Source organism: Variovorax boronicumulans, from assembly GCF_030812215.1.
Taxonomy (GTDB): Bacteria; Pseudomonadota; Gammaproteobacteria; order Burkholderiales; family Burkholderiaceae_C; genus Variovorax; species Variovorax boronicumulans_C.
This window is the reverse complement of sequence record NZ_JAUSSG010000009.1, coordinates 1-25,980: the sequence shown is the minus strand read 5'-3', so window position 1 is coordinate 25,980 and position 25,980 is coordinate 1. Positions and strand designations below refer to the sequence as shown.

Annotated in this window: 21 protein-coding genes; 6 read left to right on the top strand and 15 right to left on the bottom strand. The window is 65.3% G+C overall.

What is annotated here, in order from left to right:
* Positions 1-11: 11 nt before the first annotated feature.
* The 13 genes from J2W23_RS22725 to J2W23_RS22665 all read right to left on the bottom strand — a co-directional run bounded on the left by J2W23_RS22725 (position 12) and on the right by J2W23_RS22665 (position 14,726).
* The gene (locus J2W23_RS22725; RefSeq protein WP_444875750.1) at positions 12-2,690 is read right to left on the bottom strand and encodes a FimV/HubP family polar landmark protein; all 2,679 of its coding nucleotides are present in this window, start codon (positions 2,688-2,690) and stop codon (positions 12-14) included.
* 265 nt (positions 2,691-2,955) lie between these two features.
* A complete protein-coding gene (gene asd / locus J2W23_RS22720) occupies positions 2,956-4,098 on the bottom strand; it encodes an aspartate-semialdehyde dehydrogenase (protein WP_307650347.1) in 1,143 nt (380 codons plus the stop codon).
* Between the two features lie 90 nt (positions 4,099-4,188).
* A complete protein-coding gene (gene leuB / locus J2W23_RS22715; protein WP_176661382.1) occupies positions 4,189-5,277 on the bottom strand; it encodes a 3-isopropylmalate dehydrogenase in 1,089 nt (362 codons plus the stop codon).
* A 43-nt stretch (positions 5,278-5,320) separates the two neighbouring features.
* Positions 5,321-5,971 (bottom strand): 3-isopropylmalate dehydratase small subunit, encoded by a 651-nt coding sequence (gene leuD / locus J2W23_RS22710; RefSeq protein ID WP_307650346.1) that lies wholly within the window; start codon positions 5,969-5,971, stop codon positions 5,321-5,323.
* Between the two features lie 16 nt (positions 5,972-5,987).
* The gene (gene leuC, locus J2W23_RS22705) at positions 5,988-7,409 is read right to left on the bottom strand and encodes a 3-isopropylmalate dehydratase large subunit (RefSeq protein ID WP_307650345.1); all 1,422 of its coding nucleotides are present in this window, start codon (positions 7,407-7,409) and stop codon (positions 5,988-5,990) included.
* Between the two features lie 39 nt (positions 7,410-7,448).
* Complete coding sequence (locus J2W23_RS22700) at positions 7,449-8,420, bottom strand: LysR substrate-binding domain-containing protein (RefSeq protein ID WP_307650344.1); 972 nt, start codon at positions 8,418-8,420, stop codon at positions 7,449-7,451.
* A gap of 175 nt (positions 8,421-8,595) precedes the next feature.
* Positions 8,596-9,906 carry a citrate synthase gene (gene gltA, locus J2W23_RS22695; RefSeq protein WP_176661378.1) on the bottom strand — a complete coding sequence of 437 codons (1,311 nt, stop codon included), beginning with the start codon at positions 9,904-9,906 and terminating at the stop codon, positions 8,596-8,598.
* Positions 9,907-9,930: 24 nt separating this feature from the next.
* Complete coding sequence (locus tag J2W23_RS22690; protein ID WP_307650533.1) at positions 9,931-10,269, bottom strand: FAD assembly factor SdhE; 339 nt, start codon at positions 10,267-10,269, stop codon at positions 9,931-9,933.
* Positions 10,270-10,333: 64 nt separating this feature from the next.
* A complete protein-coding gene (locus J2W23_RS22685; protein ID WP_042578077.1) occupies positions 10,334-11,035 on the bottom strand; it encodes a succinate dehydrogenase iron-sulfur subunit in 702 nt (233 codons plus the stop codon).
* Positions 11,036-11,083: 48 nt separating this feature from the next.
* Positions 11,084-12,892, bottom strand: a complete 1,809-nt coding sequence (gene sdhA / locus J2W23_RS22680) for a succinate dehydrogenase flavoprotein subunit (protein ID WP_176661376.1) — start codon at positions 12,890-12,892, stop codon at positions 11,084-11,086.
* Positions 12,893-12,907: 15 nt separating this feature from the next.
* The gene (gene sdhD / locus J2W23_RS22675) at positions 12,908-13,273 is read right to left on the bottom strand and encodes a succinate dehydrogenase, hydrophobic membrane anchor protein (protein ID WP_307650343.1); all 366 of its coding nucleotides are present in this window, start codon (positions 13,271-13,273) and stop codon (positions 12,908-12,910) included.
* 13 nt (positions 13,274-13,286) lie between these two features.
* Entirely contained in the window at positions 13,287-13,733 is a 447-nt protein-coding gene (sdhC, locus tag J2W23_RS22670) for a succinate dehydrogenase, cytochrome b556 subunit (protein ID WP_176661374.1), read from the bottom strand.
* A 234-nt stretch (positions 13,734-13,967) separates the two neighbouring features.
* A complete protein-coding gene (locus J2W23_RS22665; RefSeq protein WP_176661373.1) occupies positions 13,968-14,726 on the bottom strand; it encodes a GntR family transcriptional regulator in 759 nt (252 codons plus the stop codon).
* A gap of 183 nt (positions 14,727-14,909) precedes the next feature.
* On the opposite strand from J2W23_RS22665, the gene J2W23_RS22660 reads away from it, so the two are divergent.
* The 5 genes from J2W23_RS22660 (at position 14,910) to J2W23_RS22640 (ending at position 20,953) form a co-directional block, all read left to right on the top strand.
* Positions 14,910-15,896, top strand: a complete 987-nt coding sequence (locus J2W23_RS22660) for a malate dehydrogenase (RefSeq protein WP_042578072.1) — start codon at positions 14,910-14,912, stop codon at positions 15,894-15,896.
* Between the two features lie 15 nt (positions 15,897-15,911).
* Positions 15,912-16,691, top strand: a complete 780-nt coding sequence (tam, locus tag J2W23_RS22655; RefSeq protein WP_307650342.1) for a trans-aconitate 2-methyltransferase — start codon at positions 15,912-15,914, stop codon at positions 16,689-16,691.
* A 6-nt stretch (positions 16,692-16,697) separates the two neighbouring features.
* Entirely contained in the window at positions 16,698-17,696 is a 999-nt protein-coding gene (locus J2W23_RS22650; protein ID WP_307650341.1) for an HpcH/HpaI aldolase/citrate lyase family protein, read from the top strand.
* A 38-nt stretch (positions 17,697-17,734) separates the two neighbouring features.
* Complete coding sequence (locus J2W23_RS22645) at positions 17,735-18,295, top strand: hypothetical protein (protein WP_176661369.1); 561 nt, start codon at positions 17,735-17,737, stop codon at positions 18,293-18,295.
* Positions 18,296-18,370: 75 nt separating this feature from the next.
* Positions 18,371-20,953, top strand: coding sequence for a bifunctional aconitate hydratase 2/2-methylisocitrate dehydratase (locus tag J2W23_RS22640; RefSeq protein WP_307650340.1), 2,583 nt, complete (start codon positions 18,371-18,373; stop codon positions 20,951-20,953).
* A gap of 68 nt (positions 20,954-21,021) precedes the next feature.
* On the opposite strand, the gene J2W23_RS22635 is transcribed toward J2W23_RS22640, so the two are convergent.
* Together J2W23_RS22635 and J2W23_RS22630 are read right to left on the bottom strand one after the other, a co-directional pair.
* On the bottom strand, positions 21,022-21,879 hold the full coding sequence (locus J2W23_RS22635) for a hypothetical protein (protein WP_307650339.1): 858 nt from the start codon (positions 21,877-21,879) through the stop codon (positions 21,022-21,024).
* Positions 21,880-21,891: 12 nt separating this feature from the next.
* Positions 21,892-23,028, bottom strand: coding sequence for a DUF2827 domain-containing protein (locus tag J2W23_RS22630; RefSeq protein ID WP_307650338.1), 1,137 nt, complete (start codon positions 23,026-23,028; stop codon positions 21,892-21,894).
* 328 nt (positions 23,029-23,356) lie between these two features.
* On the opposite strand from J2W23_RS22630, the gene J2W23_RS22625 reads away from it, so the two are divergent.
* A partial coding sequence (locus tag J2W23_RS22625; protein WP_307650337.1) for an ESPR-type extended signal peptide-containing protein occupies positions 23,357-25,980 on the top strand: 2,624 nt, incomplete at its 3' end.

Sequence of the window (25,980 nt, the reverse complement as noted above, 5' to 3'; positions counted from 1 at the left end):
AAAGCAATCGCTCAGCGCAGTTCCGCGAGCAGTTGCCTGGCTTGCGACTTGAGGTCGCCGGCGCTTTCGGCTTCGACTTCCTCGACCAGCGAGCGCGCGCCTTCGACGTCGCCGATGGCCTGCAGTTCGCGCGCCAGCGAAAGCTTGACGGCGTGCGGGCTGTCTTCACCTTCGTCGTCGAGCGTGCTGGCGGCGCGCGCCGGTTCGGACGCTCCGTTGGAGCGGGCCGGCAGGCCTGCCAGTGCGCTCATGTCGAATTCGATGAAACCCGAGTCGGCAGGAAGCGCATTGCGCAGCGTGGCCGGACGGGTGTTGTCCGCATCGCTCGCGCCCAAGGGCCGCGTGTTCGGGGTCAGGGCACCGGGCGCCGTGTCGAAATCATTTTCGAGATCGACGGGCAGTGCCGCATGGCCATTGGACAGCGGCGCTGCGGGGCGTGCCGTCGTCGGAGCGGGCGCGTAGGCCGACTTCGGCAGGCTTGCGCTGACCGGGGCAGGGCTCGGAGCCGGTGCCAGCGGCACCGGTTGGCTCAGGTCCAGGTCGAAGTCCAGCGGCGCCACCGAGGGCACGAAGGCCGGCGGGGCCGAGGCGATCGGCGGCGGTGCGACAGGCGTCGGCACTGCGGCGACCGGTGGCTTGGCGGCGGATGCCAGGGCACCTGCGAAGGCAGCCGTTTCGGCCTGGCTTGCACTGCGGGGCGAGCCCGATTCGTACAGCGGGTTGCCCGGATCGAGGTCCTTGCCCATGTCGACCACGCGGTTCCAGTCGGAACCCGAGCCGCCGGTCAGCTTGTGAACTTCGGTGGCCAGGCCTTCGTAGGCACGCACGTCGCGGCGCTTGGCGTGGATCTCGAGCAGCTTGAGGTGGATGGCAGTGCGGTCCGGGTTCAGGCGCAGCGCTTCGCGGAGGATTTCCTCGGCCTGCAGGTCGCGGCCGTAGGCCAGGTAGACGTCGGCCTCGGCGACCGGGTCGACATCGCCCGCATCGAGCTGGCTCGGCGAATACGACAGCGACGAAACGCTGGAGTCGCCGCGGTGCTTGGTATCGACCGACTCGCCGCCGCTGGCGCCGAAGAACGAGTCTTTCGGGATGCGGCTCTCGAGAAACACGCTTTCGCTCATTTCCTCGCGCCGGCGGCCCAGCACGCGGTACAGCAGGAAGCCGACCAGAAGCGCGATCAGCGCGGCGCCGCCGAGCATCAGCGGGTTATCGAGCAGCTCTTCGAAGAAGCCGCGTTCCGGCGGCGGAGGCGGAGCGGCCTTGACCACCGGCTTCGGCGCGGGAGCTGGTGCAGGCGCGGCCACGGCGGCACTGGCGGCTGCTGCGGGCACTGCGGCTGCCTCCGTGGCCGCAGGCGTGACGGTGGGTTCTGCTGCCGGCGCAGGCGCTGCGGCCGTTGCTTCAGGTGTGGGCGCAGCCGGTGCGGCGGCTGCCACGGCGGGAGCGGGTGCTGCTGCGGGAGCAGGCGTCGGTGCGGGCACAACGACCGCGGGTGCCGGGTTGGCGGCGACCGGCGGCGACGTCGTGGCGCTGGTGCCAGGCGTCGGAACGGGGATGCCCGGTGCGGCAGGTGCGGGTGCTGCGGCGGCAGGTGCGGACGAGCTGGCGCCCGCCTTGAGCTTGTTCAGCTCGTTGATGTTCTTGGACAGCTCCGCCACGCGGTTGCTGCTTTCCTGCGCCTGGCGGGCCTGCGCGACCTTTTCATCGGCTGCGCGGGTGGAGGCGCTGCCTTGCGAAATCGTGAGCTTGTCGGGTGCGCTGGCGGCTGCGTTGCGGTCTTCGACGTTCGCCTGCAGCTTGCCCGAGGCCTTGCGGCTGGCCGCGGCGACGTTCGACGTCGGCGCGTTTTCCGCGAGGCGCTGGCGGTAGTTGCCGAAGTCACGGCTCTGAGCGGTGACCGTGCGGCGTGCTTCGGCGGCGGGAACGGCGCTCGCTTCGGTGGCACCCGGCAGTTCGAGCACGGCACCTGCCTTGATGCGGTTGACGTTGCCGCCAATGAACGCGTCGGGGTTGGCGAGCAGCAGGGCGACCAGCATCTGGTCGAGCGATACATCGGCTGGCTTGTGGGCACCGGCAATCTTGCCGGCAGTGTCGCCGCGCTGAACCGTGATTTGCTCGCCGCCTGCGCGGGGCGCGGTTGCTGCCGCCGCAGCGGGAGCGGTGGCCGGGGTTGCGGGTGCAGGCGCAGCGGCTGCGACTGGTGGCGCTGCAGACGCGGCGGCCGCGGCACGTTCGCGGCGTGCACGGGCTGCCGCGACGGCAGGGCGCTCGACCGGGGTGCTGATCTGGGGGGCGATCGGGACGACCGGAGCCGCTGCCTGTCGCGTGACTGGCGGATCGAGCAGCACGGTGTAGTCGCGCACGATACGGCCCGAGGAGCCGTTGGCTTCGAGCAGCAGGTCGATGAAGGGGTCGCTGAGCGGGCGGCTGCCGCTCAGGCGCACGACGTATTGGCCGCCCGCACGGCGCTGCAGCGTCGCCTTGACGTCGCCCAATGCCGAGTTGTAGGGAATGCCTGCGTTCTTGAACGCTTCGGCGGTGGCGATGTTGATCTTCAGACCGTCCGCTTCGGCGGCCGCGATTTCGGTCACATCGATCTCTGCACGCAGCGGTTCGCCCAGCGCCGATTGCACCTTCAACTGTCCCAGCGTGAATGCGCTGGCATCGGTGGTGGCCATTCCAAGGGCCACGGCGGCAGCCGCTCCCAGTATGGAAAGGCGCCAACCGCCGGACAACGGGGAGGGGCGAACGGCCGATGGGCGGGCCGCGGGCAACAGATGTCTTGTCATGCTGATAGGGGCGGCTCAGGCCCAGAATTTGTAAGAGGACGTTAGCATCATCACCCCGGGCTGACAAGGCAATGCGCCTGTTCTACCCAGTGCGCGCATACTTACGAACACACTTTTCGTTGCCAAACTGCAACAATTCGGGATTCGAGGGCCTGAGCGACCCGCATCAGGCTTCGAGCAGGATGCGCAGCATGCGGCGCAGCGGCTCCGCGGCACCCCACAGCAGCTGGTCGCCGATGGTGAAGGCGCCGACGTATTCGGGGCCCATCGCCAGCTTGCGGATGCGGCCGACCGGGATGTTCATGGTGCCCGTCACGGCCACCGGCGTCAGGTCCTTCAGGGTGGCTTCGCGGGTATTGGGCACCACGCTGGCCCAGGGGTTGTCGGCGGCGATCATCGCTTCGATGTCGGCCAGGGGCACGTCCTTCTTGAGCTTGAAGGTCAGCGCCTGGCTGTGGCAGCGCATGGCGCCGATGCGCACGCAGAAACCGTCGACCGGCACGGCCGCGGTGCCGAAGCCCGCGCCCTGGCCGAGGATCTTGTTGGTCTCGGCGCCGGCCTTCCACTCTTCCTTGGACATGCCGTCGCCCAGGTCCTTGTCGATCCAGGGGATCAGCGAGCCGCCCAGCGGTGCGCCGAAGTTGGCCGTTTCGGCGGCGCTCAGGTTCTGCTGCTTGTGCAGCACCTTGCGATCGATCTCGAGGATGGCCGACTTGGGGTCGTCCAGCAGTGCGCGCACTTCGGTGTTGAGGGTGCCGAACTGGGTCAGCAGTTCGCGCATGTGCTGCGCGCCACCGCCCGAGGCAGCCTGGTAGGTCATGCTGGTCATCCACTCGACCAGGCCGGCCTTGTAGAGGGCGCCCACGCCCATGAGCATGCAGCTCACGGTGCAGTTGCCGCCGATCCAGTTCTTGCCGCCGTTGGTGAGCGCGTTCTGGATCACCGGCAGGTTGACCGGGTCCAGCACGATGACCGCGTCGTCCTGCATGCGCAGGGTGGAGGCGGCGTCGATCCAGTGGCCCGTCCAGCCTGCAGCGCGCAGCTTGGGGAAGACTTCGCTGGTGTAGTCGCCGCCCTGGCAGGTGATGACGATGTCGCACTTCTTCAGTGCTTCGATGTCGTTCGCATCCTTCAGCGCGGTTTCGTTCTTGGCCATCGCCGGGGCCTTGCCGCCGGCGTTGGAAGTCGAGAAGAAGACCGGCTCGATGAGACCGAAGTCGCCTTCGGCCTGCATGCGGTCCATCAGGACCGAGCCGACCATGCCACGCCAGCCTACGAGGCCGACCAGAGGTTGAGATGCGTTCGCCATTTCAGTTTGCCCTTATGAAAAAGAAAAAAGTTGTCTTTTCTTGCCCCCGACTCGTCGAGCCGGGGAGGGGCGTGACGAAGCGGGCTGCGGTTAGCCGGTAATCGTCTTTTTGGTGATTGCTGCAACGACCGCGTCGCCCATTTCGCGGGTGCCGACGCGCTTCGTACCTTCTGACCAGATGTCACCCGTGCGCAGCCCGGAGGCGAGCACATCCTTGACCGCCGACTCGATACGGTCGGCAGCTTCAGGTTGGTTGAGTGAAAAGCGGAGCATCATGGCAGCGGACAGGATTGTAGCCAAAGGATTGGCAACCCCTTTGCCGGCAATGTCTGGCGCGCTCCCATGGCTCGGTTCGTACAGGCCCTGATTGCTCGAATTGAGCGATGCCGAGGGCAGCATGCCAATCGAGCCGGTGAGCATCGCGGCCTCGTCCGAGAGGATGTCGCCGAACATGTTGCCGGTGACCACCACGTCGAACTTCTTGGGCGCCTTCACGAGCTGCATGGCTGCGTTGTCGACGTACATGTGGTCGAGCTCGACATCCGGGTACTCCTTGCCGACCTCGGTCACGATGTCCTTCCAGAACTGGAAGGTCTCCAGCACGTTGGCCTTGTCGACGCTCGTCACGCGCTTGCTGCGCTTTCTGGCGGCCTCGAAAGCGACGCGGGCGATGCGCTCAACCTCGGGGCGTGAGTAGCGCATCGTGTCGAAGGCTTCCTCGGCGCCCGGGAAATGCCCGTCCACCGCGGTGCGACGACCGCGCGGCTGGCCGAAGTAGATGTCGCCGGTCAGCTCGCGAATGATGAGGATGTCCAGGCCCGCGATCAACTCTGGCTTCAGGCTCGACGCGTCCACGAGCTGTTCGTAGCAGATCGCCGGACGGAAGTTGGCAAACAGACCGAGGTTCTTGCGCAGCCCCAGGATCGCCTGCTCGGGGCGCAGCGGCCGGTCGAGCTTGTCGTACTTCCAGTCGCCGACCGCGCCGAACAGCACCGCGTCCGACTCCTTGGCGAGCTTGAGCGTCGACTCGGGCAGCGGATGGCCGTGCGCCTCGTAGGCCGCGCCGCCGACCAGCGCCGACTCCATCTCGAACTTCAGGTCGAGCACGTCGAGCACCTTGACGGCTTCCGCCACGATTTCGGTGCCGATGCCGTCACCCGGGAGAACTGCGATTTTCATAAGTTGGTCTGAGGTTTGAATGCGGAAGAAATGCAGTGGACGATCACGAGATCATCGTGTGCGCGAGCCAGGGCTTCTGCGCCAGGCGCTCGGTCTCGAAGGCCTTGATCTTGTCCTTGTGGCGCAGCGTGAGGCCGATGTCGTCCAGCCCGTTGATGAGGCAGTACTTGCGGAAAGCCTGCACGTCGAACGCGAACTCGCCGCCGTCCGGCTTGACGACCACCTGGCGCTCCAGGTCGATGGTCAGCGTGTAGCCCGGGAAGGCGAAAGTCTCGTCGAACAGTTGTGCGACCTGGGCTTCGGACAGCACGATCGGCAGCAACCCGTTCTTGAAGCTGTTGTTGAAGAAGATGTCTGCATAGCTCGGCGCAATGATCGCGCGAAAGCCGTACTGGTCCAGCGCCCACGGCGCGTGTTCGCGCGACGAGCCGCAGCCGAAGTTCTTGCGCGCGAGCAGCACCGAGGCGCCCGCATAGCGCGGCTGGTTCAGCACGAAATCAGGGTTCGGCTTGCGGCTGGCCGGGTCCTGGCCCGGAAAGCCGGCGTCCAGGTAGCGCCATTCGTCGAACAGGTTCTGGCCGAAGCCGGTCTTGCGGATCGACTTGAGGAACTGCTTCGGAATGATGGCGTCGGTGTCGACGTTCTCGCGGTCCATGGGGGCCGCGAGGCCCTTGTGCACGGTGAATTTCTGCATGTGAATCTCTCTGGGTTCAGGCGAACGTACGGACGTCGACGAAGTGGCCGTGCACCGCGGCAGCGGCGGCCATGGCCGGGCTCACGAGATGGGTGCGGCCGCCCGCGCCTTGGCGGCCTTCGAAATTGCGGTTCGAGGTCGAGGCGCAGCGCTCGCCCGGCTCCAGCCGGTCGGCGTTCATCGCGAGACACATCGAGCAACCGGGCTCGCGCCATTCGAAGCCCGCGGCCTTGAAGATCTGGTCCAGGCCTTCGCGTTCGGCCTGCTCTTTCACCACGCCCGAGCCGGGCACGACCATCGCGAGCTTCACGTTCTTCGCAACCTTCTGGCCGAGCTTCTTCACCACGGCAGCGGCTTCGCGCATGTCCTCGATGCGGCTGTTGGTGCACGAGCCGATGAACACCTTGTCGATGAAGATGTCGTTCATCGCCTTGTTCGGCTCCAGCCCCATGTAGACCAGCGCGCGCTCGATGGCGCCGCGCTTGTTGGCGTCCTTTTCCTTGTCCGGATCGGGCACGCGGCCGTTGATGTCGACCACCATTTCGGGCGAGGTGCCCCAGGTGACCTGCGGTGGGATCTGCGCGGCATCGAGCTCGACCACGGCGTCGAAGTTCGCGCCGGGGTCCGACTGCAGCGTGCGCCAGTAGGCCGCGGCCTGTTCCCATTCCACGCCGGTGGGCGCGAGCGGGCGGCCCTTGATGTAGCTGATGGTCTTTTCGTCGACCGCCACGAGCCCGGCGCGCGCACCCGCCTCGATGGCCATGTTGCAGACCGTCATGCGGCCTTCCATGCTCAGGTCGCGAATGGCAGAGCCCGCGAACTCGATGGTGTAGCCCGTGCCGCCGGCGGTGCCGATCTTGCCGATGATGGCCAGCACGATGTCCTTGGCGGTGCAGCCGAGCGGCAGCTTGCCTTCGACCTTCACCAGCATGTTCTTTGCCTTCTTGCCCAGCAGCGTTTGCGTGGCCATCACGTGCTCGACCTCGCTGGTGCCGATGCCGTGCGCCAGCGCGCCGAAGGCGCCGTGCGTGGAGGTGTGCGAGTCGCCGCAGACGACCGTCATGCCCGGCAGCGTCGCGCCCGACTCGGGCCCGATCACGTGCACGATGCCCTGGCGCTTGCTCAGGAACGGAAAGAACGCGGCGGCGCCGAATTCGGCGATGTTCTTGTCCAGCGTGGTGACCTGCTCCTTGCTGGTCGGGTCGGCGATGCCTTCATAGCCGCGCTCCCAGCCAGTGGTCGGCGTGTTGTGGTCGGCCGTGGCCACCACAGAGCTGATGCGCCAGAGCTTGCGGCCCGCTTCGCGCAGGCCTTCGAAGGCCTGCGGGCTGGTGACTTCGTGCACCAGGTGGCGGTCGATGTAGAGGATCGCGGTGCCGTCTTCCTCGGTGTGGACGACGTGTTCGTCCCAGATCTTGTCGTAGAGCGTGCGTGCCATGTCGGTCTCTTGTCTTTCGTGGGGAAATGGATTGTCTGTCTATGCGGCCCGGGCCGCGAGCGGTTCGGTGGCGTCGGTCGAATCGGATGAGTCGGCCGCGGCGTGCAGGTGGTTCACCAACGTGCGCGCCGCCACCGGCAGGGTGGAGAAGTCGCGTGCGACCAGGCGAATCTCGCGTGCCGCCCAGGCGTCGTTGAGCGCGACGCTCACGAGGCCGCGGCCGATGCCGTTCTGCATGAGTTCGAAGGCGCGCTGCGGCATCACGCCGATGCCCAGGCCGTTTTCGATCATCCGGCACATGGCATCGAGGCCTGTGACGTGGATGCGCAGCTTGACGCTGCGCCCGGCGCCCAGCGCCGCCTCGTGCATCGCGACATAGATCGAGCTGTTGGTGTGCAGGCCGACGTGGTCGAAGTCGAGCGAGTCGATGAAGTCGACGGCGCCGTGCGACGCCAGCGCATGCCCCGTGGGCACGATCAGCGCGAGGCGATCGTGCCGGTACGACAGGCTCTGAAGCTCGCCTGCGCCGCCCGCCACGTGGCACACGCCCAGGTCGGCCGCGCCTTCCTGCACCGCGCGGATCACCTCGCTGCTCAGGTGCTCTTCCAGGTCGATCTTGATGGCCTCGTGCGCCCGGGTGAACAAACCCAGGTCCTCAGGCAGGAACTGCACGATGGCCGAGATGTTGGCGTGCACCCGCACATGGCCGCGCACGCCGTCGGCGTATTCGCTGAGCTCGCCCTGCATCTTCTCCAAGCTGTAGAGCACCGAGCGGGCGTGGTGCAAGAGGCTCTCGCCGGCCGGCGTGAGGTCGACGCCGCGCGCATGGCGGTAGAGCAGGGTGGTGCCGAGCGTGGCTTCGAGGTCCGACAGCCGCTTGCTGATGGCCGAGGCCGCGATGAATTCGCGCTCCGCCGCGCGCCCGATGCTGCCCAGTTCGCACACGGCCACGAACAACTGCAGCGACGTGAGGTCGATGCGGCGGGCAAAGTTGCGTTCGGACGTGCTCATGGGGCTTTGGCATCGCGTTTTGCGATGAGTTGGCTATTTTCTTATTGTTTTCGTGCCGTTGCCATCGTCATATGAGATGGCCTTGCTGCCGGCCTGCGAAGAGGGGCATATCGAGCGGGCAATAAAAAAGCTGCCCGAAGGCAGCTTTTTGAGGGGCGAGGGTTTCGCGAACCGCTCAGCGTGCCGAGATCGGCTTCACATCGCGCTTGGGCGAGCCTTCGAACAGCTGGCGCGGGCGGCCGATCTTGTACTCGGGGTCGCCGATCATTTCGTTCAGCTGGGCGATCCAGCCGACCGTGCGGGCCAGGGCGAAGATCGCGGTGAACAGTGGCACCGGGATGCCGATGGCGCGCTGCACGATGCCCGAGTAGAAGTCGACGTTCGGGTAGAGCTTGCGCGAGACGAAGTACTCGTCTTCGAGGGCGATCTTTTCCAGTTCCTTGGCCAGCTTGAACAGCGGGTCTTGCTCCAGGCCCAGCTCGGTCAGCACTTCGTTGCAGGTTTCCTGCATCAGCTTGGCGCGCGGGTCGTAGTTCTTGTACACGCGGTGGCCGAAGCCCATGAGCTTGACGTTCGAGTTCTTGTCCTTGACCTTCTTGATGAACTCGCCGATCTTCTCCACGCCACCTTCCTTCTGGATGTCGTAGAGCATGTTGAGCGCCGCTTCGTTGGCGCCGCCGTGGGCCGGGCCCCAGAGGCAGGCCACACCGGCTGCAATGGCCGCGAAGGGGTTGGTGCCCGACGAGCCGCACAGGCGCACGGTCGAGGTCGATGCGTTCTGCTCGTGGTCTGCGTGCAGGATGAAGATGCGGTCGAGCGCGCGCTCGAGCACCGGGTTCACCTTGTACTCCTCGCACGGCGTGGCGAACATCATGTGCAGGAAGTTGCCGGCGTAGCTCAGGTCGTTCTTCGGGTACATGTACGGCTGGCCGATCGTGTACTTGTAGGCCATGGCCACGAGCGTGGGCATCTTCGCGATCAGGCGGATCGCGGCGATCTCGCGGTGCTCGGGATTGTTGATGTCCGTGCTGTCGTGATAGAAGGCCGACAGCGCGCCCACCAGGCCGGTCATGATGGCCATCGGATGCGCGTCGCGACGGAAGCCGCGCAGGAAGAACTGCATCTGCTCGTTCACCATCGTGTGGTTCGTCACGAGCTTGGTGAAGTTGGCCTTCTTGCCTGCGTCGGGCAGCTCGCCGTAGAGCAGCAGGTGGCAGGTTTCCAGGAAATCGCAGTTGGTCGCAAGCTGCTCGATCGGGTAGCCGCGATACAGCAGTTCGCCCTTGTCGCCATCGATGTACGTGATGGCCGACTGGCAGGCGGCGGTCGACATGAAGCCCGGGTCATAGGTGAACATGCCGGTCTGTGCGTACAGCTTGCGGATGTCGATCACGTCGGGGCCAACGGTGCCCTTGTAGATCGGCAGTTCGACGCTGTCGCCGCCGTTGCTGAACGACAGCGTGGCCTTGGTATCGGATGCTTTCATTTCGATTTACTTTCAGAGGAGGATTCAGGACGAAGGAGAGATTGCGGGGCGCTGGGCGCCGTCGGTGCGCATCAATTGCAGCAATGCGACCACCTCGGCCCCGGCCCATTCGGGCTCGGGCTCCTTCCTGCGCAGCAAAAGGTCGAGGAGGTCGTTGTCCGACAGGTCCATCAATGTCTCCATCGCGCCCGCCTGGCCGTTGGTCATGCGGGATTCGTGCCGCTCGAAGAAGCGGGCGATGAACAGGTCGTTCTCGAGCAGGCCGCGCCGGCAACGCCATTTCAGCTTGCTCAGCGCACGTTCGCTGAGTGGCTCGCCAGCGTCCGCGGTGGGCGGCTCCGGCCGCCGCCGGGCCGCTCCCAAGGCGGCCGCGGCCCCCTCGGGGGGCAGAGAGGACACGTCAGTGCCGAACGTGGGGGTCATGGCTTCAGATGGCGCGGCGCACCATCAATTCCTTGATCTTGCCGATGGCCTTGGTGGGGTTCAGGCTCTTCGGGCACACATCGACGCAGTTCATGATCGTGTGGCAGCGGAACAGGCGGTACGGGTCTTCCAGGTTGTCCAGGCGCTCGGCGGTGGCTTCGTCGCGGCTGTCGGCGATGAAGCGGTAGGCCTGCAGGAGACCGGCCGGGCCCACGAACTTGTCGGGGTTCCACCAGAAGCTCGGGCAGCTCGTGGAGCAGCTCGCGCACAGGATGCACTCGTACAGGCCGTTGAGCTCTTCGCGCTCTTCGGGCGACTGCAGGCGTTCCTTTTCGGGCGGCACGTTGTCGTTCTGCAGGTACGGCTTGATCGAGTTGTACTGCTTGAAGAACTGCGTCATGTCCACGATCAGGTCGCGAATGACGGGCAGACCCGGCAGCGGCTTCAACACGATCGTGCCCTTGAGCGTGAGCATGTTGGTGAGGCAGGCCAGGCCGTTCTTGCCGTTGATGTTCATCGCGTCGGAACCGCAGACGCCTTCGCGGCACGAGCGGCGGAACGACAGCGTCGGGTCTTGCGCCTTGAGCTTCATCAGGGCGTCCAGCAGCATGCGTTCGTGGCCGTCGAGTTCGATCTCGACCGTCTGCATGTAGGGCTTGGCGTCCTTGTCCGGGTCGTAGCGGTAGATCTGGAATGTGCGCTTCATCGTAGTGACCTTGTGAATGCTTTTACTTGGCTGACTGTTAGCCGTGACTTAGAACGTGCGGACCTTCGGCGGAACCGAGGCCACCGTGAGCGGCTGCAGCTTGACCGGCTTGTACGAGAGGCGGTTGTCCTGGCTGTACCAGAGCGTGTGCTTCATCCAGTTGGCGTCGTCGCGACCGAGCGGTGCGACCGGATCGTCCGCGGGACGTTCGTAGTCTTCCACCGTGTGGGCGCCGCGGCATTCCTTGCGGGCAGCGGCGGAGACCATCGTGGCCTGCGCCACTTCGATCAGGTTGTCGACTTCCAGCGCTTCGATGCGGGCGGTGTTGAACACCTTCGACTTGTCCTTCAGGCCGATGGCATTGACGCGCTCGCGCACGGCGGCGATCTTGACCACGCCTTCGTCCATCGAGGCTTGCTTGCGGAACACTGCGGCGTGCTGCTGCATGACGGCGCGGATCTCGCCGGCCACGTCCTGCGCGTACTCGCCGGTGGTGGCCGATTCGAGGCGGTTCAGGCGCTCCAGCGTGCGGTCGGCCGCATCCTTCGGGAGGTCCTTGTGTTCCTTCAGCTTGTCGTTGAACTCGACGATGTGGTTGCCGGCCGCGCGGCCGAACACCAAGAGGTCGAGCAGCGAGTTGGTGCCCAGGCGGTTCGCGCCGTGCACGCTCACGCAGGAGCATTCGCCCACCGCGTAGAGGCCGTTCACCACGGCGCTGTTGTCCTCGCCCTTCTGGATGACGACCTGGCCATGGATGTTGGTCGGGATGCCGCCCATCTGGTAGTGGATGGTCGGCACCACGGGAATCGGTTCCTTGGTGATGTCGACGTTGGCGAAGTTGACGCCGATTTCGTACACCGAGGGCAGGCGCTTGTGGATGGTGTCTGCGCCCAGGTGGTCGAGCTTGAGCAGCACGTAGTCCTTGTTGGGACCGCAGCCTCGGCCTTCCTTGATTTCCTGGTCCATCGAGCGCGAGACGAAGTCGCGCGGCGCCAGGTCCTTCAGCGTGGGCGCATAGCGCTCCATGAAGCGTTCGCCGTTGCTGTTCAGCAGGATGGCGCCTTCGCCACGGCAGCCTTCGGTCAGCAGCACGCCCGCGCCGGCCACGCCGGTCGGGTGGAACTGCCAGAACTCCATGTCCTGCAGCGGAATGCCCGAGCGCGCCGCCATGCCGAGGCCGTCGCCGGTATTGATGAAGGCGTTGGTCGAGGCCTGGAAGATGCGGCCCGCGCCGCCGGTGGCGAGCAGCACGGTCTTGGCCTGCAGGATGTGCAGGTCGCCGGTTTCCATTTCGAGTGCGGTCACGCCGACCACGTCGCCTTCGTCGTCACGAATGAGGTCCAGCGCCATCCATTCGACGAAGAACTGGGTGCGCGCTTCCACGTTCTTTTGGTAGAGCGTGTGCAGCATCGCGTGGCCGGTGCGGTCGGCCGCGGCGCAGGCGCGCTGCACGGGCTTCTCGCCGTAGTTGGCCGTGTGGCCGCCGAAGGGACGCTGGTAGATCGTGCCGTCGGGGTTGCGGTCGAAGGGCATGCCGAAGTGCTCGAGCTCGTACACGACCTTCGGTGCTTCGCGGCACATGAACTCGATCGCATCCTGGTCGCCGAGCCAGTCGGAGCCCTTGATCGTGTCGTAGAAGTGGTAGTGCCAGTTGTCCTCGCTCATGTTGCCGAGCGACGCGCCCACGCCGCCTTGTGCAGCGACGGTGTGCGAACGCGTGGGGAACACCTTGGAGAGCACGGCCACGTTGAGGCCGGCGCGTGCCAGTTGCAGCGAGGCGCGCATGCCGGAGCCGCCGGCGCCGACGATCACGACGTCGAACTTGCGCTTGGTGATTTGTTCTTTTGTGTAGGTCATGGTGGGGATGTCAGGTCAGATCTTCCAAAGCACTTGAATGGCCCAACCCGCACAACCGACAAGCCAGACGATGGTGAAAATTTGCAGCACGAGACGGATGCCGACGGGCTGGACGTAGTCCATCCACACGTCGCGCATGCCGACCCACACGTGATAGAGCAGGGAGACGATCACGGAGAAGGTCAGCACCTTCATCCACTGCGCGGCGAAGATGCCCGCCCACAGGTCGTAGCCGATCGGGCCGCGCGTGAAGATCATCTGCGCGAGCAGGATGATCGTGAAGAGCGCCATCAGGCCGCCCGTGATGCGCTGGCTGAGCCAGTCGCGCAAACCGTAATGAGCGCCGACGACGATGCGCTTGGAGCCGTAATTCACAGACATGGGGGGCTCCTTCTCAGTACAGGCCGAACAGCTTGGCGCCGAGCACCACGGTGAGCAGAACGCTCAGTGCCAGCGTGACCACGGCCGAGGTGTGGCCGAATTCCTTGGTCACTGCGGCGTGGCTCACGTCCATCCAGAGGTGGCGCAGGCCCGCGATGAAGTGGTGCAGGTAGGCCCAGATCAGCGCAAGTGCGACAAGCTTGAAAAACCATCCCGGAACGAAACCAAGGCCGCTGTTGAATGCGGCCTTGAATTTGGCGAACGAATAGTCAGATGAGAGCGAGGTGTCGAACATCCAGATGATGAACGGCAGCAGCAGGAACATGATCACGCCGCTGACGCGGTGCAGGATCGACACGATGCCGGCCGGCGGCAGCCGATACGTCGTGAGATCGGTGAACGCGTTGATGTTTCGGAATTCGCGACGCGGTGGCCGGGGGGGAGTTGCAAGCTCTGTCATTGAGGGGATGCTTTCGTGGCTTTGTGACTTGTTGGCTTGTTCTGAGAGCGAACGCTTTTGTTTCTTCTGCGGAAATGCAAACAACGCAAAATTCTATTGCAATGCACCATTGCGCATCGAACGCGCTCGAGTCGGCGCACCGCAGCAGTCGGATGCTATTGACTTCGTAGCGTGTTGTTCCCGCTGTGCGGGTGCTTCGAGGCGGTTGGTTCGATGGTCCATGTCGATGCGTCGTCAGCCGAGCTGGTTGCGATAGTGGTGCGTGTCGGTGCGATAGAGACCTCGGCGCAACTCCATCGGCATGTCGTGGTACGTGTGCGCCACGCGTTCGACGCTCAGCAGCGGCATCTGCGACGTCACCGCGAGCAGCGCAGCTTGCTCCGCATCGGGCAGCACCGCACGGATTTTTTCTTCGGCACGCACCATGCGCACGCCGAACTCGGTCTCGAAGAGCGCATACATCGGGCCGGGCCATGCGCGCAGGCGCTCGGCCGTGAGTCCCTTGAAGGGCGTGCCGGGCAGCCAGAGGTCTTCCAGGATGGTCGGCACGCCCGCATAGGCGAGCACGCGGCGCACCTGCAGCACGGCGTCGCCGGTGCGAAGGCCGAGCGCGCGCGCCACGTCGGCCGATGCGCGCAGGCGCTTGCAGTCGACGATGGTCCGTTCGGCGGGGCCTTCAATGCTCGGGTCGCCGGCATCGGGTACGAGCTTGAGGAAGCGGTACTGCACATGTTGCTCGGCATGCGTAGCGACGAAGGTGCCCTTGCCCTGGCGCCGCACCACCAGGTTTTCGGCCGAGAGTTCGTCGATGGCCTTGCGCACCGTGCCCTGGCTCACGCGAAAACGTACGGCCAGGTCCATCTCGCTCGGAATGGGTTCGCCGGGCTTCCACTCGCCCGCCTGCAGGCTCTGCAGGATCAATGTCTTGATCTGCTGGTAGAGCGGACTGAAGGACGGCGTCGCGGGCTCGTCGAGGGCGGTGGGGGTGTTCATGGCAGCGGTGGGGTGCGCCTTGGCGTCGCCCCCGAGGATATCTTATATAAGACATAAGACGAGGCTCATTGAATCGGCTTAAAATGCGGGCCGGTCTCGCGCCGCGGGACACTGTTTCCCCCGTCGGACCTTGGCGCCCCACGAGAGCGCCGACCCCGTTTCATCACCTTCTGGAGTCTTCCCATGAGCAAAAAGCCCGTCCGCGTTGCCGTTACCGGTGCCGCCGGTCAAATCGGTTACGCCCTGTTGTTCCGTATCGCATCCGGCGAAATGCTCGGCAAAGACCAGCCGGTCATCCTGCAACTGCTCGAAATCCCCGATGAGAAGGCCCAGAAGGCGCTCAAGGGCGTGATGATGGAGCTGGACGATTGCGCCTTCCCGCTCTTGGCCGGCATGGAAGCCCACGGCGACCCGATGACCGCCTTCAAGGATGCTGACTACGCCCTCCTGGTCGGCTCGCGTCCCCGCGGCCCCGGCATGGAACGCGCCGAACTGCTGGCCGTCAACGGTGCCATCTTCACGGCACAAGGCAAGGCTCTCAACGCCGTCGCCAGCCGCAACGTCAAGGTTCTGGTGGTCGGCAACCCCGCCAACACCAACGCCTACATCGCCATGAAGAGCGCGCCCGACCTGCCGCGCAAGAACTTCACCGCCATGCTGCGCCTGGACCACAACCGTGCCGCCAGCCAGATCGCCGCCAAGACCGGCAAGGCTGTGGCCGACATCGAAAAGCTCACCGTCTGGGGCAACCACTCGCCCACGATGTACGCCGACTACCGTTTCGCCACGATCAATGGCGAAAGCGTCGCCAAGATGATCAACGACCAGGAATGGAACGCCAACACCTTCCTGCCGACCGTCGGCAAGCGCGGCGCGGCCATCATCGAAGCACGCGGCCTGTCGTCGGCTGCCTCGGCTGCCAACGCTGCCATCGACCACATGCGCGACTGGGCCCTGGGCACCAACGGCAAGTGGGTCACGATGGGCATCCCGTCGGACGGCCAGTACGGCATTCCGAAGGACGTGATGTTCGGCTTCCCGGTCACCTGCGAAAACGGTGAGTACAAGCTGGTCGAAGGCCTGGAGATCGACGCCTTCAGCCAGGAACGCATCAACAAGACCCTCGAAGAACTCGAAGGCGAACGCGCCGGCGTGGCCCACCTGCTGTAAGCAAGGCCCCGCAGCATGCTCGACTGGAACCCCGCGCTCTACCGTCGCTACGAGGACGAGCGCACACGACCCGCGCAGGAACTCCTGGCGCGGGTGCCGTTGGCCGAAGCCGACCGCGTGGTCGACCTCGGTTGCGGGCCGGGCAACTCCACCGAGCTGCTGGTCAACCGGTTCCCGAAGGCGCAAGCCCTCGGGACCGACAACTCCGAAGCCATGCTGGCCAGCGCGCGCGAGCGCCTGCCCGGCGCGCGCTTCGAGTTGAGCGACATCGCGACCTGGGCGCCGCAAGACCAAGCGCCCGATCTCATTTACGCCAACGCGTCCCTGCAATGGGTGCCGGATCACGAAACACTGATCCCGCGCCTGTTCGACGCGCTGGCCCCGGGCGGCGTGCTCGCCGTCCAGATGCCCGACAACCGCCAGGAGCCCACGCACCGCCTGATGCGCGCGCTGGCTGCCGAAGCGCCCTGGGCCGAGCCCATCGGCGATGCCGACCGGCTGCGTACCAAGCTGCTGCCGCTCGGCGGTTATTACGACCTCTTGGCGCCGCATGCGGCCAACGTCGATGTCTGGCACACGATCTACCAGCACCGCATGGCGGACGCCGCTTCCATCGTCGAATGGGTGCGCGGTACGGGCTTGAAACCCTTCGTCGACCGGCTCCCGCCCGACCTGCAGGCGAGCTACCTCGCGGAATACGAACGCCGCGTGAACGAGGCCTATCCCGCCCGCACCGACGGCAAGCGATTGCTCGCCTTTCCGCGCATGTTCATCGTGGCGCAGAAGAAGGCGTAAGAAGGCATGACCCAGGTCGTTCACCCCGCTGAAGTGCTGCTCGGCGCGCAAGCAGGCGCAGTGACGCTGCCTGTGTGCGACCACTACAGCGGCGTCGAAGCGCGCATGAAGAAGAGCCTCGCGCTCCAGGCCGAGATGGCCGAGGAGTTCGGCGCCTGCGTGTTCGACGTCACCCTCGATTGCGAAGACGGCGCCCCGGTGGGCGGCGAGGCCGAGCACGCCGCCCTCGTTACCGAACTGGCGCTGGCGGCGAAGCTCGGCATGCGCGTCGGTGTGCGTGTGCACCCGGTCGACCACCCGGCCTTCGCGGGCGACGTGATCACCATTGCCGGACGCGCCGGCCAGCGCCTGAGCCACCTGATGGTGCCCAAGGTCGAATCGGTGGCCGACGTGTTGCAGGCCGTTGCCGCGCTCGAAGCGGCCGACGCCGAGGCGCTGCCGCTGCACGTGCTGATCGAATCGCCCCTGGCGGTGCACAACGCTTTCGAGATCGCCGCGCATCCGCGCGTGCAGTCGCTCAGCTTCGGCCTGATGGATTTCGTGTCGGCGCATGCCGGCGCCATTCCCGCCGACGGTATGGGCGCGGCCGGTCAGTTCACCCATCCGTTGGTAGTGCGCGCCAAGCTGGCCATCGCCTCGGCGGCGCACGCCTACGGCAAGGTGCCCTCGCACTGCGTGGTCACCGAGTTCAACAACACCGATGCGATGCGCGTCGCGGCCCGCAAGGCCGCCACCGAATTTGGCTACACGCGCATGTGGAGCATCCATCCGAACCAGATCCGCCCCATCCTGGAGGCCTTCGCGCCTGACGAGGCGCAGATCCAGGTTGCTACACAAATCATTGCAAAAGCCGCAGCTGCGGATTGGGCTCCGACACAAATTGATGGCACATTGCACGACCGCGCGAGCTACCGCCACTTCTGGCAGGTTCTGACGCGCGCCCACGCAACAGGGCGCGCGTTGCCCTCCGAGGCGAAAGCCTGGTTTGCATTCGCGGCCTCCTGAAACGAAACCTTCGAACCCAGCCTCAAGGAAACCCACACATGAAGAAAATTGCCCTGATCGCCGCATTGGCCCTGGCTCTGCCGTTCGGTGCCATGGCACAGACCGCGGCGCCCGCCAAGCCGGCCGCCAAGTCCACCGAAGCCAAGAAGAAGGCGCCGCCCAAGCGCCAGGTCACCCGCAAGGCGGCCAAGGCTGTCGAGGAGGTCACGCCGATCGCCGACGAAACCAACGTCGTGCTGACCGACGCCGACCTGGAAGTCGCCAAGCGCGTGTCCACCGGCAAGGCCCAGTGCGAACTCGGCGCCGACGTGACCGTGACCGAAGACGAGAAGAAGCCCGGCTTCTTCAACGTGACCACCAAGGGCCTGAAGTACCGCATGCACCCGGTCGAAAGCCGCACTGGCGCCATCCGCCTCGAAGACCCGCGTGCCGGCGCCATGTGGCTCCAGCTGGGCAACAAGTCGATGCTGATGAACCAGAAGGCTGGCCTGCGCATCGCCGACGAATGCCAGACGGCTGCCCAGGTCGCCTTTGCCGAAGAAATGAAGAAGAACCCGCCGAAGAGCCTTTTCGAAGGCGCCGACCCGGCCAAGAAGTAAGAGCCCCCACGGGATGCGGCGCGGCTCTTGCTTGCCGCGCTGCACACCCGCCAGTCAGTTTCCGGAGAAAAGAAGATGTTGCAAGCCTACGTTGACCATGTTGCCGAACGCGCCGCGCTCGGTATCCCGCCGCTGCCCCTGAGCGCGAAGCAGACCTCTGAAGCGATCGAGCTCCTCAAGAGCGCGAACGAAAAGGACGGCGCCTTCCTGCTGGACCTGCTCACCTATCGCGTGCCCGCCGGCGTGGACGACGCGGCCAAGGTCAAGGCAAGCTACCTCGCCGCCGTGGCGCATGGCACCGAGAAGAGCGCGTTTCTTTCGCGCGCCCGCGCCACCGAACTGCTCGGCACCATGCTCGGCGGCTACAACATCAGCCCGATGATCGACCTGCTGGACGACGCCGAAGTCGGTGCCGTGGCGGCCGAGGGCCTGAAGAAAACCCTGTTGATGTTCGACCAGTTCCACGACGTCAAGGAAAAGGCCGACAAGGGCAATGCCAACGCCAAGGGCGTGCTGCAAAGCTGGGCCGATGCCGAGTGGTTCACCAGCCGTCCCGAAGTGCCCGAGAGCATCACCGTCAGCATCTTCAAGGTGGCTGGCGAAATCAACACCGACGACCTGTCGCCCGCACCCGATGCGACGACGCGTCCCGACATCCCGATGCACGCCCTGGCGATGCACAAGAACGCCCGCCCCGGCATCGTCCCTGAAGAAGACGGCAAGCGCGGCCCGGTGAAGTTCATCGAAGACCTGCGCGCGCGCGGCCACCTCGTGGCCTATGCCGGCGACGTGGTCGGCACGGGTTCGTCGCGCAAGAGCGCCACCAATTCGGTGCTGTGGTTCACCGGCGAAGACATTCCCTTCGTTCCGAACAAGCGCTTCGGCGGCGTCTGCCTCGGCGGCAAGATCGCGCCGATCTTCTACAACACGATGGAAGACTCGGGCGCACTGCCGATCGAGCTCGACGTGACGCAGATGAACATGGGCGACGTGGTCGAGCTGCGTCCCTACGACGGCAAGGCGCTGAAGGACGGCAAGGTCATCGCCGAATTCACCGTCAAGAGCGACGTGCTGTTCGACGAAGTGCGCGCCGGCGGCCGCATTCCGCTGATCATCGGCCGCGGCCTCACGGCCAAGGCACGCGAAGCGCTGGGCCTGCCGGTCTCGACGCTGTTCCGCCTGCCGCAGAGCCCGGTCGACACCAAGAAGGGCTACTCGCTCGCACAGAAGATGGTCGGCCGCGCCTGCGGCCTGCCCGAAGGCACCGGCGTTCGCCCGGGCACGTACTGCGAACCCAAGATGACCTCGGTCGGCTCGCAGGACACCACCGGCCCGATGACGCGCGACGAGCTGAAGGACCTGGCATGCCTGGGCTTCTCGGCAGACCTCGTGATGCAGTCGTTTTGCCACACGGCGGCGTACCCGAAGAAGGTCGACGTCAAGATGCACCACGAACTCCCCGAGTTCATGGCCAACCGCGGCGGCGTCTCGCTGCGCCCGGGCGACGGCGTGATCCACAGCTGGCTCAACCGCCTGCTGACCCCCGACACCGTGGGCACGGGCGGCGACAGCCACACCCGCTTCCCCATCGGCATCAGCTTCCCCGCGGGCTCCGGTCTCGTGGCCTTCGCGGCCGCCACCGGCGTGATGCCGCTGGACATGCCCGAATCGGTGCTGGTGCGCTTCAAGGGCAAGATGCAGCCCGGCGTCACGCTGCGCGACCTGGTCAACGCGATTCCGCTGTACGCCATCAAGTCGGGCCTGCTGACCGTGGCCAAGCAAGGCAAGAAGAACATCTTCTCGGGCCGCATCCTCGAAATCGAAGGCCTGCCCGACCTGAAGGTGGAGCAAGCCTTCGAACTGAGCGACGCCTCGGCCGAACGTTCGGCCGCCGGCTGCACGGTGCACCTGAACAAGGAACCGATCATCGAGTACATCAACAGCAACATCACGCTGATGAAGTGGATGATTGCCGAAGGCTACGCCGATGCCCGCACGCTGGCCCGCCGCATCGCCGCCCAGGAAGCCTGGCTCAAGGACCCGCAACTGCTCAAGGGCGATGCCGACGCCGACTACGCCGCCGTCATCGAGATCGACCTGGCCGAGATCCACGAACCCATCGTGGCCTGCCCGAACGACCCGGACGACGTGAAGACGCTGAGCGACGTGGCCGGTGCCGTGATCGACGAAGTGTTCATCGGTTCGTGCATGACCAACATCGGCCACTTCCGCGCCGCGTCGAAGCTGCTCGAAGGCAAGCGCGACATCCCGGTCAAGCTGTGGATCGCACCGCCCACCAAGATGGATGCGCAGCAGCTCACCGAAGAAGGCCACTACGGCGTGTTCGGCAACGCCGGCGCCCGCACCGAAATGCCGGGCTGCTCGCTGTGCATGGGCAACCAGGCGCAGGTGCGCGAAGGCGCGACGGTGATGTCGACCAGCACCCGCAACTTCCCGAACCGCCTGGGCAAGAACACGAATGTGTACCTCGGCTCGGCCGAACTGGCCGCGATCTGCTCGCGCCTGGGCCGCATCCCGACGCGCGAGGAATACATGGCCGCGACGGGCGTGCTCGATGCATCGAGCAGCCAGATCTACCAATACCTGAACTTCGACAAGATCGACGACTACAAGGTGGCGGAGACAGCGGCAGCCTGATCTTCATCAGGCAGCCTCATTGAAAAAGCCCCGTTTCGACGGGGCTTTTTCTTGGGCGCTGCGCTTGCTCAGCCAGGGAGATTCGGCGTCAGGTATTCCTGGCCCTTGAGCACCATCGTCGCACCGGCGGGGCCGCCCACCGCGTGCGGCAGCGAGGTCAGCAGCGAACTGGCGAAATCGCCGCGGTACATCTTGGCGCCCTGGTGGCTCAGGTTGGAGTTCGCGTCGATGTAGATCGACTCGCCCAGTCCCGACCACAAGCGGCAGAAACCGTAGTCTTCCGACAGGTAGCGGCGCGTCTCGGGGTCGACCATCACGTCGAAGAAGCGGTAGTGCAGGCCCCGGTCGGTCTCGCCGATGCTGTCGGGCACGTAGTTAAGGTCGGGGTAGCTCGCCATGAGCCGCTCGAACACGGCGCGCTTGATCACCATGAAGCCGGTTGGCGCCTCGGTCATCTTCATGAAGCCGTCGGGCTGCACTTCGAGCTCGACCTGCGAGGTGATTTCGGACGCCTTGGCGTTGACCGTGTAGCGGGTGAAGGTGGCTTCGAACTGCTGCTGCGTCGTGCCCACGGGCACGCCCTCGGCAGGCCAGTTCTCGCGCTTGAGCGGGTAGACGCCGGCCGCGATGTCGTAGCCCGACAGCAGCAGCCGAAAGGCGGCCTGCGCCGAGAAGCCGATGTCGGCGTCGATCCAGAACAGGTGCGTCCACTGCGGGTTGGCCAGGAACTGGGCCACGCAGTTGTTTCGCGCGCGCGTGACCAGGCTCTCGCCTTGGTGGAACAGCACCTGCATGCGCATGCCGGCGCGTTCGGACTCGATGGCGAAGTTCAGCAGCGAGGTCACATAGTTCTGGAAGAACTTGCCGTCGTGGCTGGGTGACACGACCACGGGGAAAAACTGCCGAAGCTCGGAAGGATCAAGCATGAAGGTTTCCGTTTATCGGGCGGGGCGCTGCATCAAGCCGAGCAGCAGCTGGTTGTAGACCTCGGTGGCCGCTGTGTTGCCGGGAAGGTAACGGTCGATCAGGCCGCGCTGGCGCTCACGGTAAGCGGTGGCCTCCGCATCATGGGTGTCGATGGCTTCGAGCACGCGGGCGCTGCCCGCGGCCACGTCGTTGCCCTGGTAGTAGTAGCCGAGGTCGGCACACAGGTGGGCGTTGTGCACCAGCGGGTAGCCCTGCCAGCAGGTTTCCAGATAGAAGTAGTTGAGCGGGTTCTCCCACTGGTGGGAGACCACGATGTCGGTGTTCTGCGCGAGGAATACGGGCGTTTCGTGACGGCCCAGGAACACCGCCTTGTGCTGGCGGACCAGGTCGAGCTGGTTCATCAGCGTGATGAATTCCATGTTCTCCTTGGCCATCCGTTCGGAGTTGGTGACCTGCAGCAGGGCGATGGCCTCGGGCCGTGCGCGGTAGGACAGCTCGGCAACGAGGATCGGATAGAGGCAGAACTTCACGACATTGATGTTCGGCTCCATCACGCTGAGCCGGCGCGGCCCGCTGCGCGGCTGGTATACGCCGGCATCGGGCAGGGCGCGGCTGCGCTCGTCGAGGAACACCGGGCTCCAGACGAAAGGCACGGGGCGCGCCTCGGTGCGGCGCAGCACCTCGAAGAACGGCTGGCTGATGTTGGCGACCTGCGGAACCATCCAGATGTCGTCGTAGCGCTGGTTGATGTACAGGTTCTGGCCCCAGAGCGGCTTGTTGAACAGCATCGACTCCATGGCGTGCACGTACTCGAAGCCGCAGCAGTACGACACGAGCCGCGCGCCGCGCTGCTTCAGGTAATCGGTCTGCGCGCCGTCGATCTGGCCACCGAGCTCGATCAGCACGTCGACGCTGTCCTTGGCCGCCTCGAAGGTCACGGTAGGCCAGCGCGACTGGTCCCAGGGCAGGGCGGGGGTGATGGGGACGGCCGTGGTGTTGACCAGCACGACCGAGGCGACGCTCGGGCAATGCTTGAGCGCTTCGGCCAGGAAGACGGCGTTTTGCTTGATGCCGTTGTTCCAGAGGGTTTCGGCCTCGTGGTGGAGGCCGATGGTGATGCCGATGCGCAGGCCGGTGCTGGGGGTCATTGGTTATTTTGTGAATACGGCCTGGGCGACCCGCCAGCGGCAAAGGCCGGGGGGAAAGGGGCTGCGATTTTATGGGGCGCGACCCATGTCGTCTCCTGTCCGCAACGGCTGCTATCGCAACAGAGCAAGCCATCGTTAGATTTTGTGAACTAAATCATCTGGTCGAAATTTTTGACTACTGCGCTGCACCAAGAATGTAAACGACTGCGTAGAGTCCAGCATTCTTTGTAAACGCGCGCTCTCTTTGTGCGCGACATCTGGCAGTGGGCATGGCGGCTACTGCACAAGTGTTGATCTATTTCTTCTCCTTGCAAACCGAGCGAATTCAATGAACAAGTCTTATAGAAGCATCTGGAACGAGTCGCTCGGCGCGTGGGTAGCAGCATCGGAGGTTACATCTGCCCGAGGAAAGCGAAGCAGTTCGCGTCTTGCAGCATCAGCCACCGCCCTGACGATTGCCATCGCATCGCTTGGTGTGATGCAGGATGCGAACGCCATCATCATTGGCCCTCCGGTTGGCAGTTGCACGACTGGCGGCGGTACCGGTCCGGACGGAACAACGCCTTATGGAGCGACCGCCAATCCGACTGATGGCAGCGGCGTCTGGTCCACCGTCGCAGGTTGTTCTGCCAATGGTGGCAACTTCCTCGGCGTGACATTGTTCGGCTCATTCACGACGGTAACCGGTGTAGGTGGGACGGCTGTGGGCATGGCGGCGCTCGCTGGCCAACTGGCGACTGCGGTGGGACACCAAGCCCAGGCTTCCGGAATCAGCAGCGTCGCCATGGGCTTCAACTCCCGTGCGCGCGGAAATACCAGCATTGCGGTTGGTGCGAACGCCAACGCGGTGGCGGTGACCTCCGGATCGTCAATTGCCTTCGGTGCGAATTCGACTGCCTTGTCCAATACGGCGGCAGGTGATCCCATGGCAATCGGCACCGGCGCGAAGGCTTCCGCCCAAGACGCAGTGGCGATCGGCGGCCAAGCTGTTGCAAGCGGCACCAATTCCCTGGCTATTGGCGGCAATGAAGGGGGTGCTACCGGCACCAATTCCTCGGCCATCGGTGTTGGCGCGAATGCAACCAGTAATTACGCGACGGCGGTGGGAGCTGGTGCAACTGCAAGCGGTGTCGGTTCGACAGCCATCGGTGCCAGCGGGACAGCGGCGGCCAGGGCGCTGGGCGCGAATTCGGTCGCCATCGGGGGGCAAGCTATTGTCGCTAGCGGTGCAGATGCTGGCGTTGCCATCGGCCAGAACGCCAATGCCGCGTCGGGGGCGGGGGCGATGGCTCTGGGGCAAAACAGCTTTGCTAGCGGCCTCAACAACGTTGCGATCGGCGTGGGTGCCCGGGCGACCGGCGTCAATGGGACAACCGCATTCGGCAACAACGCCAATGCTGTTTTTGGCAACGACATGGCTTTCGGCACCAATGCGCTTGCCATTGGCGACAGCTCGAACCTGGCTCCTTCGACGGCGTTTGGTAACGGGGCTCAGGCCAGGAACGGCGCCGTGGCGTTCGGCCCTCTCGCGAACGCCAACGGTAAGAGCTCAGCCGTGTTCGGCAGCGGCGCATCGAGCGGTGACGGCGCGGAGAACGGCGTGGCGATCGGGGCGGTTTCGTCTGTCTCTGGGAGTCGCGGTGTTGCCGTCGGTGCTGGAGCGAACGCTGCTGGAGACCGTTCCATGGCTCTCGGCTGGACGGCGAAGGCAGCCGGAGACGGGGCCACTGCAATTGGCGCCAATGCCTCCGGTGGATCGGCAGCCCTTGCGGCCAATTCGATTTCTATCGGCGGGCAGTCGTCGGTGGCCGCGACGGCCACCTCGGGTATCGCGGTCGGACGTGGTGCAAGCGTCAACAGCATCTTTGGTCTCGCCATCGGTGACGGGGCGAGTGCCTCCGGCAGCGGCAGCGGCATCACCGCCATCGGCAATGGGGCGAAGGCGAGCGTCGGAACCAGTACGGCGATTGGCGTCAACGCCAATGCGGCCAACACCGACGCGACGGCACTCGGCAACGGCGCGTTGGCATCGGGGACGCAGGACACGGCGATTGGCGTCACCGCCAGGGCTACTGGCGGTTCGAGTTCTGCATTCGGCAATGCTGCCAACGCCAGCGGCGGCAATTCGCTGGCACTGGGTGTGGGCAACGTCGCATCGAATTTCGCCGCGGTAGCCATCGGCAACCAGAGCAAGGCGTCGGGCCTGCGCAGCATCGCCCTGGGCGACCAGGCCAACGCCAGCAATACCAATGCGATGGCTTTGGGCTCCAATGCCAACGCTACCCAGGCGGGTGCCATCGCGATAGGCCAGGGTGCCCAGGCCACAGGTGTGAATGCGATCGCCATGGGCACCGGTTCGTTGGCAACAGGCTCGACGGCTTTTGGCACGGGTTCGCGTGCGGGCGGCGGCGGCGCGGCCTTCGGCGATAACGCCGATGCGGGCGGCACCCCCTTGAGCGCAGTGACCACCGTGACCAAGGGCACCGCTTTGGGCAACGGTGCGGTGGTGCGCACCAACGACTCGGTGGCGCTGGGTTCGAGCTCGACCACCGCCGCGACTTCGCCAACCGGTGCCGGCTACATGACCGGCACGGCAGCTCCGGCGTCGGAAGTCTCGGTGGGTGCGTCCGGCGCCACACCGACGCGACGCATCACCAACCTGGCCGATGGCGCGGCACAGCAGGACGCGGTGACCGTCGCGCAGTTGAGCACCAGCAACACCAGCCTATCGACCAGCATCACGAGTCTCTCGACCTCGACGTCGAGCGGCCTGAGCACTGCCACGAGCAGCATTAACAGCCTGTCGACCTCGACTTCCTCTGGTCTGAGCACCGCTACGAGCAGCATCCGTAGCCTGTCGACTTCGACGTCGTCCGGCCTGAGCACGGCGACGAGCAGCATCTCCAGCCTGTCGACTTCGACATCGTCCGGCCTGAGCACCGCGACCAGCAG

Excerpts from the sequence above, each read along its gene's own strand:
- J2W23_RS22640 (WP_307650340.1), top strand. The coding sequence starts at position 18,371 with ATGTTGCAAGCCTACGTTGACCATGTTGCCGAACGCGCCGCGCTCGGT.
- J2W23_RS22630 (WP_307650338.1), bottom strand. The coding sequence starts at position 23,028 with ATGACCCCCAGCACCGGCCTGCGCATCGGCATCACCATCGGCCTCCAC.
- leuD (WP_307650346.1), bottom strand. The coding sequence starts at position 5,971 with ATGCAGAAATTCACCGTGCACAAGGGCCTCGCGGCCCCCATGGACCGC.
- J2W23_RS22665 (WP_176661373.1), bottom strand. The coding sequence starts at position 14,726 with ATGAACACCCCCACCGCCCTCGACGAGCCCGCGACGCCGTCCTTCAGT.
- tam (WP_307650342.1), top strand. The coding sequence starts at position 15,912 with ATGCTCGACTGGAACCCCGCGCTCTACCGTCGCTACGAGGACGAGCGC.
- leuC (WP_307650345.1), bottom strand. The coding sequence starts at position 7,409 with ATGGCACGCACGCTCTACGACAAGATCTGGGACGAACACGTCGTCCAC.
- sdhD (WP_307650343.1), bottom strand. The coding sequence starts at position 13,273 with ATGTCTGTGAATTACGGCTCCAAGCGCATCGTCGTCGGCGCTCATTAC.
- J2W23_RS22645 (WP_176661369.1), top strand. The coding sequence starts at position 17,735 with ATGAAGAAAATTGCCCTGATCGCCGCATTGGCCCTGGCTCTGCCGTTC.
- J2W23_RS22650 (WP_307650341.1), top strand. The coding sequence starts at position 16,698 with ATGACCCAGGTCGTTCACCCCGCTGAAGTGCTGCTCGGCGCGCAAGCA.
- J2W23_RS22700 (WP_307650344.1), bottom strand. The coding sequence starts at position 8,420 with ATGAGCACGTCCGAACGCAACTTTGCCCGCCGCATCGACCTCACGTCG.
- sdhA (WP_176661376.1), bottom strand. The coding sequence starts at position 12,892 with ATGACCTACACAAAAGAACAAATCACCAAGCGCAAGTTCGACGTCGTG.
- leuB (WP_176661382.1), bottom strand. The coding sequence starts at position 5,277 with ATGAAAATCGCAGTTCTCCCGGGTGACGGCATCGGCACCGAAATCGTG.
- J2W23_RS22635 (WP_307650339.1), bottom strand. The coding sequence starts at position 21,879 with ATGCTTGATCCTTCCGAGCTTCGGCAGTTTTTCCCCGTGGTCGTGTCA.
- sdhC (WP_176661374.1), bottom strand. The coding sequence starts at position 13,733 with ATGACAGAGCTTGCAACTCCCCCCCGGCCACCGCGTCGCGAATTCCGA.
- asd (WP_307650347.1), bottom strand. The coding sequence starts at position 4,098 with ATGGCGAACGCATCTCAACCTCTGGTCGGCCTCGTAGGCTGGCGTGGC.
- J2W23_RS22660 (WP_042578072.1), top strand. The coding sequence starts at position 14,910 with ATGAGCAAAAAGCCCGTCCGCGTTGCCGTTACCGGTGCCGCCGGTCAA.
- gltA (WP_176661378.1), bottom strand. The coding sequence starts at position 9,906 with ATGAAAGCATCCGATACCAAGGCCACGCTGTCGTTCAGCAACGGCGGC.
- J2W23_RS22685 (WP_042578077.1), bottom strand. The coding sequence starts at position 11,035 with ATGAAGCGCACATTCCAGATCTACCGCTACGACCCGGACAAGGACGCC.